The organism is Kutzneria sp. NPDC051319 (genome assembly GCF_040682195.1).
Classification (GTDB): domain Bacteria; phylum Actinomycetota; class Actinomycetes; order Mycobacteriales; family Pseudonocardiaceae; genus Kutzneria.
In genome coordinates, this window is the sequence record NZ_JBFBAM010000011.1 from 177163 (window position 1) to 194576 (window position 17414).

Annotated in this window: 9 protein-coding genes; 5 read left to right on the forward strand and 4 right to left on the reverse strand. The window is 70.1% G+C overall.

Features of this window, described 5'->3' with window-relative positions:
- Positions 1-50: 50 nt before the first annotated feature.
- Together AB0M73_RS14280 and AB0M73_RS14285 are read left to right on the forward strand one after the other, a co-directional pair.
- Positions 51-5684: an RHS repeat-associated core domain-containing protein gene (locus AB0M73_RS14280; protein WP_363890982.1), complete on the forward strand. Its 5634-nt coding sequence runs from the start codon at positions 51-53 to the stop codon at positions 5682-5684.
- 59 nt (positions 5685-5743) lie between these two features.
- Positions 5744-6142, forward strand: coding sequence for an NUDIX domain-containing protein (locus AB0M73_RS14285; RefSeq protein WP_363890984.1), 399 nt, complete (start codon positions 5744-5746; stop codon positions 6140-6142).
- Between the two features lie 12 nt (positions 6143-6154).
- On the opposite strand, the gene AB0M73_RS14290 is transcribed toward AB0M73_RS14285, so the two are convergent.
- A complete protein-coding gene (locus AB0M73_RS14290) occupies positions 6155-6955 on the reverse strand; it encodes a family 1 encapsulin nanocompartment shell protein (protein WP_363890985.1) in 801 nt (266 codons plus the stop codon).
- Positions 6952-7962: a Dyp-type peroxidase gene (locus AB0M73_RS14295; RefSeq protein WP_363890987.1), complete on the reverse strand. Its 1011-nt coding sequence runs from the start codon at positions 7960-7962 to the stop codon at positions 6952-6954. Before AB0M73_RS14295 ends, AB0M73_RS14290 begins: the two co-directional genes overlap by 4 nt.
- A 478-nt stretch (positions 7963-8440) precedes the next feature.
- Here AB0M73_RS14295 and AB0M73_RS14300 point away from each other — a divergent pair, with 478 nt between their 5' ends.
- Together AB0M73_RS14300 and AB0M73_RS14305 are read left to right on the forward strand one after the other, a co-directional pair.
- Positions 8441-9493 (forward strand): polyprenyl synthetase family protein, encoded by a 1053-nt coding sequence (locus AB0M73_RS14300; protein WP_363890988.1) that lies wholly within the window; start codon positions 8441-8443, stop codon positions 9491-9493.
- Positions 9494-9608: 115 nt separating this feature from the next.
- Positions 9609-13010 (forward strand): glycoside hydrolase family 3 C-terminal domain-containing protein, encoded by a 3402-nt coding sequence (locus AB0M73_RS14305; protein ID WP_363890990.1) that lies wholly within the window; start codon positions 9609-9611, stop codon positions 13008-13010.
- Positions 13011-13046: 36 nt separating this feature from the next.
- Here the strand turns inward: AB0M73_RS14305 and AB0M73_RS14310 are convergent, their stop codons facing one another.
- Positions 13047-16028, reverse strand: coding sequence for an AAA family ATPase (locus AB0M73_RS14310; RefSeq protein ID WP_363890991.1), 2982 nt, complete (start codon positions 16026-16028; stop codon positions 13047-13049).
- Between the two features lie 105 nt (positions 16029-16133).
- Here AB0M73_RS14310 and AB0M73_RS14315 point away from each other — a divergent pair, with 105 nt between their 5' ends.
- Positions 16134-16769, forward strand: coding sequence for a response regulator transcription factor (locus AB0M73_RS14315; RefSeq protein ID WP_363890992.1), 636 nt, complete (start codon positions 16134-16136; stop codon positions 16767-16769).
- Here the strand turns inward: AB0M73_RS14315 and AB0M73_RS14320 are convergent.
- Positions 16762-17385: a hypothetical protein gene (locus tag AB0M73_RS14320; RefSeq protein WP_363890994.1), complete on the reverse strand. Its 624-nt coding sequence runs from the start codon at positions 17383-17385 to the stop codon at positions 16762-16764. The genes AB0M73_RS14315 and AB0M73_RS14320 overlap by 8 nt on opposite strands.
- Between the last annotated feature and the right edge of the window lie 29 nt (positions 17386-17414).

Here is a 17414-nt window from a genome sequence, read left to right on the forward strand (position 1 = left end):
GCCTTCCCCCGTGGGGCCCGGCGCCGCTCCTTCACCAAAGGGGGGAATCCATGCGAACAAGCACCAGAGTCCTCGCGGGCGTGCTGCCCGCGGCCCTCGTGTCCACCGTGCTCACCCTGCTCACGCCGACCGCCGCGTGGGCGGGGGAGCCGTCCGTCCCGCTGCCGGACGTCTCGTCCACACCGGTCAGCCAGCAGCAGATGGGCAGCCGCCCGGCCGACCAGGCCGCCAGCAGCGAGTTGCACGGCGACCAGCCGGCGAGCACCGCCACCAGCGACGGCGGCGGCACCGACAAGGCCACGCCGCTGTCCCCGTCGGCGTCGTGGGACGTCTCGGCCCAGACCGGCGACTTCAGCTGGTCCTATCCGCTGCGCGTGCCGCCGTCGGCCGGCAGTCTCGATCCCAAGCTGGCACTGAGTTACTCGTCATCCGCAGTGGATGGTCGGACCAGCGCGACCAACAACCAGGCCTCCTGGGTCGGCGACGGCTGGGACCTGGGCGTCGGGTTCATCGAACGCAGCTACATCCCGTGCGACCACGACACGACCCCGGTCAAGGACGATGGCGACCTGTGCTGGCGCAGTGACAACGCCTTCGCCGCCTACGGCAGCAGCGGCGGTCAGCTCATCCGGGACGACAAGACCGGGGCCTGGCGCAACAAGACCGATGACGGGTCGCGCATCGAGCGCCTGACCGGCACGGCCAACGGCGACAACGACGGCGAGTCGTGGCGGATCACCACCGTCGACGGCACCCAGTACCTGTTCGGATCGCGGCCGGACTCCAGTTCCACGTGGACGGTCCCGGTGTTCGGCAACGACGCCGGCGAGCCCTGCCACGCGGGGGCCTTCGCCGACTCGCACTGCGCGCAGGCGTGGCGGTGGAACCTGGACAAGGTGATCGACCGGCACGGCAACGTGATCGAGTACAACTACAACGCCGAGACCAACTCCTACGGCATGAACAACAAGGACGCGGCCGTGCCCTACACCCGGGGCGGCACGCTCAAGGAGGCCCTGTACGGCATCCGCGACGGGCAGCAGGCCACCGACCGGGTCGAGTTCGCCACCGCCGACCGCTGCGTTCCCGGCAGCGAGTGCACCCAGGACAAGAAGGACAACTGGCCCGACGTCGCCTGGGACGACAAGTGCGACACGGCCACCTGCAAGGACAAGAACTCGCCGACGTTCTGGTCGACCAAGCGGCTGAGCCAGATCACCACCCAGGTGCTGGCCGGATCGTCCTATCAGGACGTCGAGTCGTGGGTGTTGGACCAGCAGTTCCCGGCCAGCGGCGACGGCGAGAAGCCCGCGCTGTGGCTGAAGTCCGTCACCCACACCGGCAAGGCCGACGGGCTGCCGGCGGTCACCATGCCCTCGGTTCGCTTCGAGGGGACCAAGCTGGCCAACCGGGTGGACAAAGTGGACGGTCTCGGCCCGCTGCTGCGCTACCGCGTGACGGCCGTGGTCTCCGAGACCGGTGGCGTCACCACCGTCACCTACGCCGACCCGGACTGCACGCCCACGACCCTGCCGGCCAAGCCGGAGACCAACACCCAGCGCTGTTATCCGGCCAAATGGGCCAAGAAGGACTTCTCCGAGCGCACCGACTACTTCAACAAGTACGTGGTCGCGCAGGTGGCGCAGTCCGACATGATCGCCGCCAACACCGAGGACGTCACCAGCTACCAGTACCTCGACGGCGCGGCCTGGGCGTACGACACCTCCGAGTTCACCAAGGAGGCGGACCGGAACTGGAACGACTTCCACGGCTTCGGCCGGGTCCGGATCACCAAGGGCAAGGCCGGTGATCTGGCCGGGCCGCAGACGATGACCGAGGAACGGTTCTACCGCGGCATGGACGGCGACAAGCAGCCGACCGGCACGCGCTCGGTCACCGTCACCGACTCCGAGGGCGGCGCCCGCAAGGACGACGCGTGGCTGCAGGGCTTCGAGTACGAGTCCGAGGTGCACAACGGAACCAGCGACCAGATCGTGTCCAAGGCCATCATGACGCCGTCCGTGCAGGGACCGACCGCCACCCGAGGCAACCTCAAGGCGTACCTGGTCAAGACCGGCACGACCGCGAACTACGCCGCCCTGTCGGCCGGCGGTTGGCGCACGACCAGGACCGAGCAGAGCTACGACGACCTCGGGCAGGTGGTGTCCACCAACGACCTGGGCGACATCACCACCGCGGCCGACGACCGGTGCGTGCGCACCAGCTACGTCCGCAACACCGACAAGTGGCTGATCTCCTTCCCGTCCCAGATCGAGACGGTGTCCGTCGCCTGCACGGCCACCGCCAAGTACCCGGACAACGCCGTCTCCGGCACCCGGAACTCCTACGACGGCAAGGCCTTCGGCACGGCGCCCACCGCCGGAGACGTCACCAGGTCCGAGGTGTTGGACAGCCGTCCGGCATCGGGGGCCGTCTACATCACCGCCGGCACCTCGGCCTTCGACGCCATGGGCCGCAAGACCACGGTCGGCGACGCACTCGGCCGCAACACCACCACGGCCTACACACCGGCCACCGGCGGCCCGCTGACCCAGACCGTCGTCACGAACCCGTTGGGACAGGCGACAACCACCACGATCGACCCGGCGACCGGCCAGACGACCAAGGTGGTCGACGCCAACAACCGCGTCACCGAGACCGCGCACGACGCGCTCGGCAACAAGACGGAAGTGTGGCAGCCCAACCGGTCCCGTGGCTCGGGGCAGAGCGGCAACGTGAAGTACTCCTACGCCTACCACAACGACGCGCCGACGGTGGTGACCACCGCGACCATCGGCCCGAACGGCAACTACACCACCACCAAGGAGCTCTACGACGGGCTGTTGCGGCTGCGGCAGCGGCAAACCGAGGCCGACGGCGGACGGCTGATCACCGACACCCGGTACGACTCGCAGGGCCGGCAGACCAAGGTCACGCAGCCGTACTTCACCGCGTCGCCGGTCGACGACAAGCTGTGGATCGCCGCCGACGTGGATGTCCCGCAGCAGACGGTCACCCAGTACGACGGCGCGGGCCGCAAGATCGTGGAGGCCGTCAAGGGCGGCGCGGACGAGCTGCGGCGGACCGTCAACGCCTACGACGGCGACCGGACCATTGTCAGTCCCCCGCAGGGCGCCATCGCGACGACCACGATCACCGACGCCCGTGGCCGGACGATCGAGTTGGACCAGTACCACGGAAGCGCGCCGACCGGCGACTTCGACGCCACGAAGTACACCTACACACCGGCCGACAAGGTCGCGACCGTGATCGACCCGGCCGGCGCGACCTGGAGCCGCTCGTACGACCTGCGCGGCAACGAGGTCACCGCGGTCGACCCGGACCGGGGTCGGGTGACCAAGGCCTACGACGCGGCCAACCAGCTGCTGACCAGCACCGACGCCCGCGGCGTCGCGCTCGCCTACGACTACGACGCTCTCGGCCGCGAGCTCACCGAGAAGGCCGGCGGCGCGGTGCAGGCGCAGATGACCTACGACACCGCGTCGTTCGGCAAGGGGCAGCCCGCGTCGAGCACCCGGTTCGTCAACGGCAACGCCTACACCTCAACGGTTTCCGGCTACAACGCGCTGTACAAGGCCCTCGGCGTGCAGGTCACCATCCCGTCCTCGGAGGGCGCGCTGGCCGGCAGCTACACGTCGACGAACAAGTACAATGTGGACGGCAGTCTGTCCGGCTCGGGCTACGCCGCCATCGGCGACCTGGCGGCCGAGTCGCTCACGGTGTCCTACAACGACTTCGCCGAGCTGACCGCGATGTCCGGCGGCGTCGACGGCACGACCACGAACTACGTGTCCCACGCCGACTACACCCGGTACGGCGAGCTCGCCCGCACCCAGTTGGGCGACGACGGCAAGCGCGTGTGGCTGTCCAACTTCTACGACGACCACACCCGCCGACTCCAACGGTCCATCGTGGACGCCGAGGTGCCGGCCCCGATGCAGGCCGACCGCCACTACACCTACGACCAGTCCGGCAACATCACGTCCATCGCGGACACCCCGCAGGGCAAGGCGTCCGACGTCCAGTGCTTCACACTGGACTACTTCCAGCGCGTCACCGAGGCGTGGACGCCCGCCGCCGACTGCTCGGCGACGCCGGCCGCGAAGGACCTGACCGGCCCGGCCCCGTACTGGCAGTCGTTCAGCTACGACAAGGTCGGCAACCGGCTCAGCCAGACGCAGCACGCGACCGGCGGCGACACCGTCACCACCGGCACGTTCTCGTCGACCGGGCACAGCGTTTCCGCGACGGCCACGACCGGTCCGGCCGGCCCGACGTCCAGCCAGTACGTGTACGACGCCAGCGGCAACACCATCACCCGCAAGCTGCCCGGCGGCACCCAGCAGTTGACGTGGGACGTCGAGGGGCATCTGGCCAAGGTCACGCAGGGCAGCGACAGCACCGACTTCGTGTACGACGCCGCCGGCACGCGGCTGATCAGCCACGACACCACCGGCGCGACGCTGTACCTGAACGGGCAGGAGCTGCGGCTGACCAAGGCGTCCGGCAAGCTCGAGGGCACGCGGTACTACCCGAGCGGACAGACCACTGTGGCAATGCGGACCGCCGGCGGCGTGACCTGGCTGGCCGACGACCACCAGGGCACAGCGCAGATCGCGATCACCTCGGACACGCTCAAGGTGACCCAGCGCCGGCAGGATCCGTTCGGGGCCCCGCGCGGCGACGCCACCTTCCCCGGCAGCAAGGGATTCGTCGGCGGCACGCTGGACTCCTCGGTCGGGCTGACCATGCTCGGGGCCCGCGAGTACGACCCGGCGCTCGGCCGGTTCCTGTCGGTGGATCCGAAGCTGAAGACCACGGATCCGCAGCAGATGGCCGGCTACACCTACGGCGACAACAACCCGATCACCAAGATGGACCCGACGGGTGAGTTCTGGAGCGAGATCGGCGACTGGTTCAGCGACCACAAGGCCGCGGTCTCCATCGGGCTGGGCATTCTGGCTGTCGGTCTGACGCTGCTGGTGCCGCCGGCCGGCGTGGCGATGTTCACCGCCGAGCAGGTGGCCCTCGGCGTCGACGTGACCGTCAACGTGGCCAATGTGGCCAACACCGCACTGACCACATGGGACACGGTGGACAGCATCAAGTCCGGCAACTACGTCGGGGCCGCGGTCGACGTCCTCGGGTTGGGGCTGGCCGGAGCCGGGCAGCTCGTCAGCACCGGCGGCAAGGTCGCCACCAACGTGGGCAAGCTGACCGGACGAACGACGGAGGCCGACGACGCGGTGATCGCGGCCTCGTCCGAGACGACCGCCGGCGTCCTCAACGGCGCCTCCGCGGCGGCCGCCACGGCCGGCGGCTTCGGGCTTCCGGGCTCGCAGGAGGTGAGCCCGCCGGTCTGGGCCTGCAACCGGCCCGGTTTCCAGGGGCCGTATCCGTGCCAGGACAAGCTGGGCAATCCGATCGAGCTGTCGTGGTGTCACAGCGGCGGGATCTGCGCGTGCGTCGCGGCGCCCAAGGCGTCGACGCCGGCCGGCGGCGGCTCGTCGCGCGGGTCGTACAACCTCGGCCCGGACCGCCGCAGCGGCGACGCTCCGACCTACAACCATCCGGCGGCGCCCAACTCCCCGGGCGGCGGCTACTACCAGACCAGTGACGGTCTGTACCACCAGAAGAACGGGCATGGCCTGGCCATGTTCTAGCCCGTAGGCGTTCCGGCCCCGGCGACGACTCTGTCGCCGGGGCCGGTAGCGTCTGCGGGGTGATCGAGACCGTTGCCCTGGTGCACGTCCGTGACAAGCGGGTGCTGCTGGTGCGCACCCACGGGCGCAAGGCTTTCTACCTGCCGGGCGGCAAGTTCGAGCCGGGGGAGACCGACCTGGTCGCGCTGACCCGGGAAGTGCTGGAGGAGACCGGCTGCGCGTTGCGGCCGGAGACGGTCCGCCCGTACGGCGCCTTCAGCGGCGACGCGCACGGCCAAGCGGCCGGCACCCAGGTGCGGATCACGACCTATACCGGGGAAATCACCGGCGATCCGACCGCCAACTCGGAGATCGCCGAGTGCGGCTACCACACGTATGAGGAGTACTCGGCGATGCCGGAGACGGCGCCGGTCGTCCACGCCATCGTGAACGACCTCCACCGCCACGGATTGCTCTAGGCCCGGGTTGCCCTAGGCCTGGAGGGCGATGCCGGCCTCGCCGGTGTGCACCTGGAAGGTCAGCGACTCCTGGAAGTACAGCTGGATGCTCTCGGCGTCGTGCGACAGGTAGCCGATGGACAGGTCCTGCCCGAGGTGGAGCTCGTAGTCGCCGCCGCGGGCCGACAGCAGGAACGCGCCGGTCACCGCGGGCGCCCAGATGATGTCGCCGCCGTGGATCACCCGGGACAGGTGCTCACGGATCGGGTAGCCGTGGTCGGTGGTCTCCTCCACCGCCGTGTAGGCGTCGGCTGACAGCAACAGCGTGTACGGGCCGTCGACACCGGCCAGGCGCAGGGCGCTCAACGCCTGCGCCACGACGTTCGGGTACTCCCGCACGTCCTGCGGCAGCGTGAGGGTGTCGTTGGTGGTCGCCGCCCGCACGCCGGCGATGCCCGCCTCCGACAGGCCCTCGAAGATCGCGTGGTCCTCCGCGAAGGCGATGCGCTTGGCCGCCGCCTTCACTGGGTCCCAGTCCGCGTCCTTCGCGCCGCGCTCCACGTCGTCCACCGCACGGCGGGACACCGCGAACGGCACGCGGATCTCCACGATCGGCTGCACCTCGCGGCTGCGCACCTGCGCGCCCTCGGTGGTGGTGCCTAGGTCCTTGAGGTGGCCCGTGCCCACAGCCGACAGCGTCTCGCCGGCCGGGCCGACCAGGTCCACCACCCGGCGCCCCGCCACGTGACGGGTGAAGGTGCGCCGCGCCTCCGCCTCGATGTCCGCCCACGCCGCCTCGGAGATCGGCGCGAGTTCCCGGTGCAGGTTGTTCATTGGCTCCCTTTCAGGCTTCCGACGCGCAGCGAGAACGTGACGGGTTCTTCGGGTTGTTCCACCGTGGCCGGGACCGGTTCCGGCGGGTCCTCCAGGAAATCCGCCGTCGGCACGAAGAACAGTGTTCCCGTGACGGCCGTCGAGAAGTCGAGCACCCGGTCCGTGGCGCCTTCGGGCCGGCCGATGAACATGTTGCGCAGCATCAGCTCGATGATGTCCGGGCTCGCCGCGTAGCCGATGAAGTAGGTGCCGTACTCCGCGCTGCCGACACGGCCGAACGGCATGTTGTCGCGGAGGATCTCCCGCTCCTCGCCGTTCTCGTCGACCACGGTGTTCAGCGCGACATGCGAGTCCGGCGGCTTCACGTCGTCGGCCAGCTCCATGTCGCCGAGCTTGGTGCGCCCGATGACACGCTCCTGGTCCTCGGTCGACAGCGCGTTCCAGGCCGTCATGTCGTGCAGGTACTTCTGCACGATCACATAGCTGCCGCCCGAGAAGTCCGGATCCTCGTCGCCGATCGTCACGGCCGCGGCGGCGGCCCGCCCGGTCGGGTTCTCCGTGCCGTCCACGAATCCCAACAGGTCCCGGCGATCGAAGTACTTGAACCCGTGCACCTCGTCCACGACGGCGATGGCCGGGCCGAGCAGCTTGGTCAGCCGGTCGGCCAGCTCGAAGCACAGGTCCATGCGCTTGGCCCTGATGTGGAGGAGCAGATCGCCCGGCGTCGACGGCGCCGCGTGCCTGCTGCCTTGCAGCGCCACGAACGGATGCAGCCCCGCGGGAGTGGTCGCGCCCGGGTACAGCCTCGGCCACGCCTCCGCCCCGATGCCCACCACGCAGGTCAGACCGCCGTCGGGGATGCGGAATCCCACCGACCGGGTGACGGCCCCGACGTCGGCCAGCACGTCGGCGACGGTGTCCTCGCCTCCGTCAGCGACCGTCGCCACCAGGAAGATCGCCGCCTCCGTCAACGGCGTCAGCACCGACTGCGGCTCAACACTCGCCATGCCGGTGATCTTAGGCACGAACCCCGCCCCACCGCCCCCGCGAGTCCCGCCCAGCGTCACACCGAATGGTTGAAACGGTTTCACACACTCGGTGTGACGGTAAGCGGGACTCGCGGGGGTCGTTCGGGCCGGGGGGTGGGGGCCACTTCGTCAGCTCGATGCGGTGGATCCAGGGGGTATGGCATACGCTGGGGAAACAAGGGGTGTACCCCCTGCTTCCCATGACTACGCGTTTACCCAGTCTGCTTCGCGTATGCGACAGCCCCCGTAGGTAATTATGGGCACCGCACGGCGTCCGTGGACACCCGAACCTTCTTGCGGGGACCACATCGCTGTAATAGCTTTCGCCAGCAGAAACCCTGGGGTGGTCGGACGCTCTGGCCGGAATAGTTCCAGAAAAAGCTCGGGGGCGGTCGTCCTCGAATTGTCCGAACCTGTGTCGCGTCGCTGTAGCCAGTCTCTAGTCGTGGAGGCAAGGGTGAACCAGTTAGCCACGCTCGACCGTTTCCGGACCGACCTCGACCGCATCCGCCAGCGGGTCGACCAGCAATTGGCGGCGCTGTTCGAGCGCGCGCTGGTGGACGGGATCGGCCCCAGCATGTTCGGCCTGTCCGAGCTACGAGGCATGGCGCTGGCCGGGGGCAAACGCATCCGGCCCGCCTTCGTGCACTGGGCGTTCGTCGCCGGCGGGGGAGACCCGGCCGACAACTGCGCCATCGACGCCGGCTCGGTGCTGGAGATGCTGCACACCTTCGCCCTGGTCCACGACGACGTGATGGACGAGTCGCCGACCCGCCGCGGCATGGCCACGCTCCAGGTCACCTTCGCCGAGCGCCACCGCGCGCTGGGCATGAGAGGCTGCCCGAAGCGTTACGGCGAGAACATGGCGATCCTGTTGGGGGACTTCGCGTTCCTCATGTGCACGGAGCTGGCGACCATGCTGCCCCGGCACGCCCTGCGCACTTTCTACTGGTCGGCGACCCAGCTCATGCACGGCCAGTACCTGGACCTGGAGACCACCGCCTCGGGCGAGTTCACCAGCGAGATCGCGGCCCGCACCGCCCTGCTCAAGACCGGCAGCTACACGGTGGAGGGCCCGCTGCTGATCGGCGCGGCGCTGGCCCCGCGCGGCATGGAGATCAAGTCGCAGCTGCAGGCGTACGGCCGGGCCATCGGCCAGGCCTTCCAGCTGCGCGACGACCTGCTGGACATCTTCGGCGACGAGGCCGAGACCGGGAAGCCGGTCGGCGGCGACATCGTGCACCACAAGGCGACCCGGCTGCTGGACATCGTCCGGGCCCGCGCCACCGGCCGTGACCGCGAGCTGCTGGTCCGGTTGGAGGCCAACGACATCGACCTGGCCACGGTCCGCTCGCTGCTGGTCCGCAGCGGCGCGGTCGACGAGCTGGAGTGCAAGATCGACGCGCTGGTGGCGCAGGCCGTCAACGCCCTGGACGAGGTGCCGATGGCCGCCCACGGCCGTGACTCGCTCGTCGACGCCGCGCACTTCGCCTGCCACCGGAAGTGGTGATCGGGACCGGTTCCGTGACCGGTTCCGGACAAGTCGGTCGTCCTAGCTTGTCTGCCGCCGACACACGTCGTAAGAACGATTCAGCGAACGTGGTCGCGGCAGGCAAGGGAGCCCCATGCGGAAACTGCGAAGAGCACTAGCGGTCGGCGCCGTGTTGATCATGGGTACGGCGCTGCCGGCGGCGGCATCCGCCGCCCCGGACAGCGGACCGAACCCGGCGTGCCCGTGGGTGGGCTCGCACGCGCCCACCGACGTCAAGGTGTCGCGGGTGCTCGGACAGATGACCCTCGACGAGAAGATCACCATGGTGCACGGGGCCGCCGGCTCCGCATACACCGGCTTCATCCCCGGCAACGCCCGGCTGTGCGTGCCGGCGCTGAAGATGCAGGACGGACCGGTCGGCGTCCGAATGCCCGACACCACCCAGCTTCCCGCCGCCGCCGACCTCGCGGCGACCTTCGACTCCTCCCTCGCGCACGGCTACGGCAAGGTGATCGGCGCCGAGGACAAGGCCAAGGGTGTCGACGTCGACCTCGGGCCCACCGTCAACATCGTGCGCGACCCGCGCTGGGGCCGGGCCTTCGAGAGCTACAGCGAGGACCCGTACCTCACCGGCCAGATCGGCGCCGCCGACATCGAGGGCATCCAGTCCCAGGGCGTGATGGCGCAGGTCAAGCACTTCGCCGTGTACAACCAGGAGACCAGCCGCAACACCATCGCCGACAACGCGGTCGTCGACGACCGGACCGTGCACGAGGTCTACACCGCCGCTTTCGGCACGATCGTCGACCAGGCCAAGCCCTCGTCGGCGATGTGCTCGTACTCCGCGATCAACGGGGTTTTCGCCTGCGAGAACGCGTATCTCGACAACATCCTCAAGAGCCAGTTCGGCTTCGACGGCTTCATCACCTCGGACTGGGGCGGCACGCACAGCACCGTCGCCTCGGCCAACGCCGGCATGGACATGGAGATGCCCGGCGGCGACTTCTTCGGCGACGCGCTGAAGGCGGCGGTGCAGGGCGGCAAGGTGGCGCAGAGCCGCGTCGACGACATGGTCGCCCGCATCATGCGCGAGGAGTTCCGGTTCGGGCTGTTCGACCACCCGTCGCCGGACACGCCGACCGCCGTCGCATCGACGCCGGCCGACGTCGCCACCGCGCGCAAGGTCGCCGAGGACGGCGCGGTCCTGCTCAAGAACGACAACGTCCTTCCGTTGGACGCCAAGAAGACCCACTCGATCGCCGTGATCGGCGACGGCGCCGGCAAGGACGCCCTCACCGCCGGCGGCGGCAGTGCGGTCGTCGCCGGAACCGGCACCGTGACTCCGTTCGACGGCATCAGGGCTCGTGCCGGCGCGGGCACGACCGTGACCTACGCGCAGGGCAACCTGAGCTCCACCGGGCAGCTGCCGGCGATCGACAGCTCGTACTTCGGCGGCGGCCTGCAGGGGCAGTACTTCAACAACAAGACCCTCGACGGCACGCCCGTCGCCACCCGGACCGACCCGACGGTGTCCTTCGACTGGACCGGGAAGTCCCCGGCGGCCGGCCTGACCGACACCGACTACTCGGTGAAGTGGACGGGCACGCTCACGCCGCCCGAGACCGGCACCTACACGTTCGGCCTGTCCAGCGACGACGGCAGCCGGCTGTTCGTCAACGGCAAGCAGGTCATCGACAACTGGCGGGACCAGGCCAGCCACACCGAGACCGCCACGGTCGACCTGACCGCCGGCACCCCGGCGCAGATCGAGGTCGACTACTACCAGTCCGGCGGCGACGCCACCGTGAACCTCGGCTGGGCCCGGCCCAACCAGGACCTCCAGGCCCAAGCGGTCGCGCTGGCCGCCCAGTCGGACGTCGCCGTCGTGTACGCCAACGACTTCGAGACCGAGGGCTCCGACCTGGGCGACATCGAGCTGCCCGGCACGCAGAACGCCCTGATCTCGGCCGTCGCGGCCGTCAACCCGAACACCGTCGTCGTGCTCAACACCGGGTCCGCGGTCACGATGCCGTGGCTGGACAAGGTGAAGGGCGTATTCGAGGCGTGGTACCCGGGCCAGGAGTCGGGCAACGCCATCGCCCGGCTGCTGTACGGCGACGTGAACCCGTCCGGCAAGCTGCCGGTCACGTTCCCGACCTCGCTGGACCAGGTGCCGGCGTCGACCGCCGCGCAGTGGCCCGGCGTGAACGGCCAGGTGCAGTACTCGGAGGGGCTGAACGTCGGCTATCGCTGGTACGACACGAAGAACCTCACGCCGGCCTACCCGTTCGGCTACGGCCTGTCCTACACCAGCTTCGCGTTCTCCCACCTCCGCGTCGACGGCAACACGTTGCGGGAGGACGGGAAGATCCGGGTCAGCGCCGACGTCACCAACACCGGCAAGCGGGCCGGGGCCGAGGTGGCCCAGCTCTACCTGTCCGCGCCGGCGTCGGTCGGCGAGCCGGCCAACCAGCTCAAGGGTTTCCAGAAGGTGGACCTGGCCCCGCGCCAGACCAAGCGCGTGACCTTCGAGCTCAGCGCGCGGGACGCCTCGTACTGGAACTCCGACGCCCAGGCCTGGACGCTCGGCGCCGGCAGGTACACCGTCCACATCGGAGACTCGTCGCGGAACCTTCCGCTGTCCGACGGCTTCCGCGTCGACCGCACCTCCGGCCCGCGCTATACCAAGGTCACCGCCCCGGCTTCGGCGCTGGGCGGCGGCACCCTATCGGTGACGACGACCTTCACCAACGGTGCCACCGAGGACGTGCGGGACGCCACCAGCTCGCTGAGCGTTCCGGCGGGCTGGAAGGCAAAGGCCACGTCGCCGGCCGACTTCCGGATCGTTCGCGCCGGTCAGTCGGTGTCGACGACGTGGTCCGTGACCGTGCCCAGCGGCGCTACCCCCGGCAGCGCGGTGTTGAAGGGCAGCACCCGGTACAAGGGGTCCGGCCGCACCTCGCCCGGCGACGGCTCGACGACTGTTCAGGTGGCGTACCAGAATCTCGCCGCCGCCTTCACCGACGTGGGGGTCAGCGATGACGCCGACCCGGCCGTGGGCAACCTGGACGGCTCCGGCTACAGCTATTCGGCGCAGGCGCTGGCCACCGTGGGCGTGACTCCCGGCGGGGCCGTCGGCGGCTTCACCTGGCCCAATGTTGTTGCGGGGCAAGCAGACACCGTGACCGCGGCCGGCCAGTTGGTGCAGCTGGGCGGCGCCGGTTCGACGCTGTCGTTCCTCGGCACCGGGACCAACGGCACACAGTCCGGTTCCGTGACTGTCACCTACACGGACGGCACCACATCCAGCGGCACGGTCACCTTTGCCGACTGGTACAGCAATGCCGCCGTCGCCGGCTGCACGCTCGTGGTGACCTCGCCGCACTGGAACCGCCCGGCCGGCAGCACCCTGCCGGCCGACCATCCGGTCAGCCTCTACGCCAGTTCGATCCCGCTGACCGCGGGCAAGCAGGTCGCCTCCATCAGCCTGCCCGGCAACGCACGGCTGCACGTGTTCGCCACCAGCATCAGCTGACAGTGTTGCGCCGGACCGCTGACCACCCCCAAGAGGTCAGCGGTCCGGCGTGTACACACACTGGTAGCCGGTCGAAATTGTGCTGTCCAACACGGCTGCCACCTCCGGGTCGACGGCGCGGATCACGTCCACCGCGCGTTTGATGGCCTTGCGCACCGAGGTGCGGGCGCGTTCGGCCGGCCCGGTGAAGGTGCGGCTGCGGCCGCCCAGCCCGGTGGTGGCGTCCAGTTCCGCGGCGAGGGCGTCCAGCTCCCGCCGCAGCTGTTCGGCCCGCGCCGGCTCGGCGTCGGGGATCTCCTCGGCGATCTCGTGGGCCCGCGCGGTGTAGGCCGCCCGCGCGCGATCGTCCAGAATGGACTGACCCGCCGCCGGCTCCGCGCCGCCGTGGGCCAGGTCGACGGCCGAGATCGGCACGTCCGGATGGGCCAGCAGCCGGGCTAGGTGCCGCAGCCCGATGAGGTCCTCGACCAGCACCTCCCGCCCGGGAAAGCCGACCAGCCACCGGTTGTCCCGCCGCCGCATCGCCACGTGCCGGGAGGTCCGGCCGGCCGCCCACGCCTTGGCCCGCTGGCGCATGCCCATCACCGTCGCATCGCTCACCGCGCTGTCCAACAGCTCCTCGGCGGCCCGGTGATCACCGCGCCGCCGCAGCACGGTCGCCAGATCGGCCTTGGCGACTGCGGTCATCGGCCGGTTGCCCAGCCGCAGATTCGCAGCCACGGCCCGCCGCAGGTGCTCGGCGGCCAGGTCCAGGTCGCCGAAGGTGGTGGCGGCCAGGCCCAGAGTCCGTTCGGTGGAGCCGAAACACACCACGCCCAGCGATGGCATCGTCGGCAGCTCGGCGAACGGCAGCAGCAGGTCGTAGGCCTGCCGCGCCACGTGGGCGTCGCCGAGCGAGGCCGATGCCTCGACGATGGCCAGCATCCCCGACAGCCACGTGCTCGACTGCGGCAGCGCGTCCAACCCGCCGGCCGTGAGCCGGGCCAGCGTCGAGCGCGCCTGGTCGTGCCGGCCCGCGTCGGCCGCCAGATGCGCGACCGTGGCCCGGAAGGTGAACTCGGCCTCGATCAGCGTCGGGGAGCCGGCCATTTCCTCGGCCAGATCGACAAGTTCGCCGCCACGGCCCTGCAACCACCGGATCGCCAGCACGTGCGCCCCGTAGTAGGCGACGGCGTCGGCGTCGCCGACCTCGTTGCCCAGCGCCAGGCACCGCGCCGCCTGCTCCTCGGCCTCCTCCAGCCGCCCGGCCCGCAACAGCAGCATCACGTCCAGCGCCGTCACGATGAACCGCACACTGCGGATGTCCAGCACGTCCAGCCGGTTCCGCAGCTCGGCCAGCGACCGCTCGGCCCGCGGGTCGCCGAGGTGGAACAGGTCCACGGTCTGCCAGCACAACCCTTGCACGGCCAGGATGTCGATGCCGGCGGCGGCCGCCACCGACATCAGCTCCTGCGCGATCGCCAGCCGCTCGTGGACATGCTCGGGCGTCAACAGGGCGTGATGGCACAGCGACAAGGCCTCGGCCAGCGCGCGATCGTCGTTCAGCTGCCGGATTTCGTCCACGGCCTTGACCACCTCGGCCACCGGGCCGCCGCTGTACACGAGCTCGGCGGCCAGCCGCAGCTCCAGCCGGCAGCGCAGCGTGACCTCGGGCTCCGGCAGCTCGGCTAACGCCTTGCGCTGCGCGCCAAGCATTCGGTGCCGCTCCAGCTGGTCACGCCGCTCGTTGAGCCAGATGCCGCCCAGCCCTAACGCCGTGTGCGCGTACAACACGGGATCGCCCTCGTCCCGTGCCGCGTCGGCGGCCCGATCGAACAGCACTCTGGCCTCGGCCAACCGGCCCGAGGCCAGCACGGCGTCGGCCCACTCCAGCAACAGCCCGGCCGACGGCTGGCCGAACTCGGCCGCCTGCGCCAGCAGCGATGCCGCCTGCTCGTAAGAGAAACGCCGCACCATCGTCGCCGCCGCCGAACGGCACACCGTGATCGCCCGTTCGGCGTCCGCCGCCGATCGTGGCGCCGCGTTGATCGCGTGATGGGCCTTGCGGGCGCTGTGGCTGACGATGTCGACCGCGCGGGCGTTGGCGTCCAACAGTTCCGCCGCCGTGAGCCGGGACAACGCCACCCGTCGCACGAGATCATGGCTGTATTCGAAGGAATCCGTGCCGGCGGTCGTCACCAGCCCGGCCTGCACGGCGCATTCCACGGTGTCGATGACCTGCGCCGCTTGCACATCCAGCAACGCGGCCGCCTCCGCCGACGACACGGAGTCGCCGAGGATCGCGCTCATCGCCAGCAACCGCGCGGTTCCCGGTGCGAGCTGGGAAAACGACTGGTCGATCGCCTCCCGCAGCCCACCGGCGAAATCCGCCGCACCGAGGGCGATCAGCCGCCTCAAGAACAGTGGGCTGCCGTCGGTCAGCCGGTGGATGGTGTCGGTCAGCGGCGCTTCCAGCCGCTCGACCCCATGCGTGACAAGGTAATCACGCGTCTCGGACGGGTCGAACGGCCGCAGCACGATCGGCAGCGCCTCGTCGCCGAGACCGGTGACCGGATACCGCAGCGTCACCACCAGCGCCAACGGCAGCCTGGCCTTGGCCACGAACCGGGTCAGCAGCTGCGCCGCCGGATCGGCCGCGTGCAGGTCGTCGATCACCAGCATCGTCGGCGTGTGCTCCACCGCCCGGGCCAGCGCGTTGCTCACCGCCTGGAAGCGGGAAAACCGTTCCGGGTCAACGGTCTCTGCCTCCGGGCTCAGCAGGCCCGCGGTCCGCGCGCCGCACAGGTCGGCCAGCAGCGGCTGCCACGGCCACAGCGCCGGCGCGCCGCCGTCCGACCAGCACCGACCCCACACAACCTGCAGGCCGGCCGCCCGCGCACGGTCCGATGCTTCCTCGCACAGGCGCGTCTTGCCCACGCCGGCCGGGCCCGTCACCGCCACCAGCCGCCCCCGCGCGGTGTCGCGCCAGGCGTACTCCAGACGGCGTAATTCCGCTGCCCTGCCGACAAAACGGTCCACGCCGGTAGATGAGCGCGCCCGGTTCGTCGGGGTACGTACTCCATTGCCGCGCGAGCCAACGTGCCGTGCCGCGGGGAGGCACACGCCGCGTCACGCCATCGAGATATGACAAGAATCCTGCTCGCCGACAGCCAACCGGTGTTCGTCGACGGATTGTGCACGCACGTGACCCGCACGCCCGACCTCGACGTCGTCGCGGTCGCCGGCACCCAGGCCGAGCTCGTCGAGCTGCTGCGCACCGCCGCGGTGGACGTCGTCGTGCTGGGCATCGGCCTCAACCTCGTCGAAGGGGCCGCCGAGAACGCGGCCGTGCTGGTCGTGAGCGCTTCCACCCGTGAGGAGGACGTCGCCGCCGCCATGTCCGCCGGGGCCGCCGGCTACGTGACCAGGCAGGCCGGTCCCGAGGACATCCTCACCGCGATCCGGGTGGTGGCCAGGGGCGGGCTGTTCGTCACCGCCGACATGGCTCCCGTGGTGCGCAACCGCATCGGCGCCGCGCGGGTGGACTCGTTCTTCCCGCAGTTGACGCCGCGTGAACAAGACGTGTTGGAACTTCTGGTCCGTGACGCCGGCACCACCGCCATCGCGCGCCATCTCGGCATCACCGTGAAGACCGTGCGCAACCACGTCTCCAACATCCTGGTCAAGCTGCCGGCCCGGTCCCGGACCGAAGCCGCCTGGCTGGCCCGGGAAAAGCTCCGTGTGCGCCCCTCGGCGCACACGGAGCCCGCCGTCAGCTGATCACGATGTGCACCCACGCGTTGCCGACACCCTTGCACTGGTTGCCCGTGCCGTCGTCGTGGGAGTAATACCCGTTGTCCGAGTAGCCGTCGTCCTCATAGCCCAGGACCAGCGACCCGCCCGAGCCGCCCACCGTGAACGTGCGGCCCACCGCCGTCCAGATCTGCTGCGTGCCCGCCGTCCCGCCCGGGATGTTGATCAGGCCGTGGTACAGCCCGTTGTCCGAGGCCGGGTTCACGTACCGCTTCCACGTCGCCCCGTGCCCGCCGGTCTGCACGCACCCGCCCGCGTCCACCGTCACGTGGTCGCCCGGCAGGAACTGGATCGTCGGGTACGTCGCCGACGGCTGCGTGACGATCGGCTCGTGCACCCAGCAGTCCAGCGGCAGCGCCCTTCCCGTGCACCCCGAGTCCGCCACGTTCGGCGTCACCTTCAGCGCCTGCTGCACCGCCGCCTGTCTCGCACTCGCCGCCTGCGTCGTGTTCCCCTGCGTCGTGTTCCCTTGCGTCGTTCCCGCCTGAGCCGCGCTCGCCTGCGGCGCCAACACCGTCAGCGCCGCGACCGCCGCCGCCGCGAGCCCTACCGACACCCTCGTGAACATCTTGCGGTTGACCATGTTCGATCGCCTTCTGTGGTCGGGATGGT

What these genes read in the sequence shown, in the direction of transcription:
- AB0M73_RS14280 (WP_363890982.1), top strand. Translation starts at nt 51, where the DNA reads ATGCGAACAAGCACCAGAGTCCTCGCGGGCGTGCTGCCCGCGGCCCTC.
- AB0M73_RS14320 (WP_363890994.1), bottom strand. Translation starts at nt 17,385, where the DNA reads ATGGTCAACCGCAAGATGTTCACGAGGGTGTCGGTAGGGCTCGCGGCG.
- AB0M73_RS14295 (WP_363890987.1), bottom strand. Translation starts at nt 7,962, where the DNA reads ATGGCGAGTGTTGAGCCGCAGTCGGTGCTGACGCCGTTGACGGAGGCG.
- AB0M73_RS14305 (WP_363890990.1), top strand. Translation starts at nt 9,609, where the DNA reads ATGCGGAAACTGCGAAGAGCACTAGCGGTCGGCGCCGTGTTGATCATG.
- AB0M73_RS14290 (WP_363890985.1), bottom strand. Translation starts at nt 6,955, where the DNA reads ATGAACAACCTGCACCGGGAACTCGCGCCGATCTCCGAGGCGGCGTGG.
- AB0M73_RS14315 (WP_363890992.1), top strand. Translation starts at nt 16,134, where the DNA reads ATGACAAGAATCCTGCTCGCCGACAGCCAACCGGTGTTCGTCGACGGA.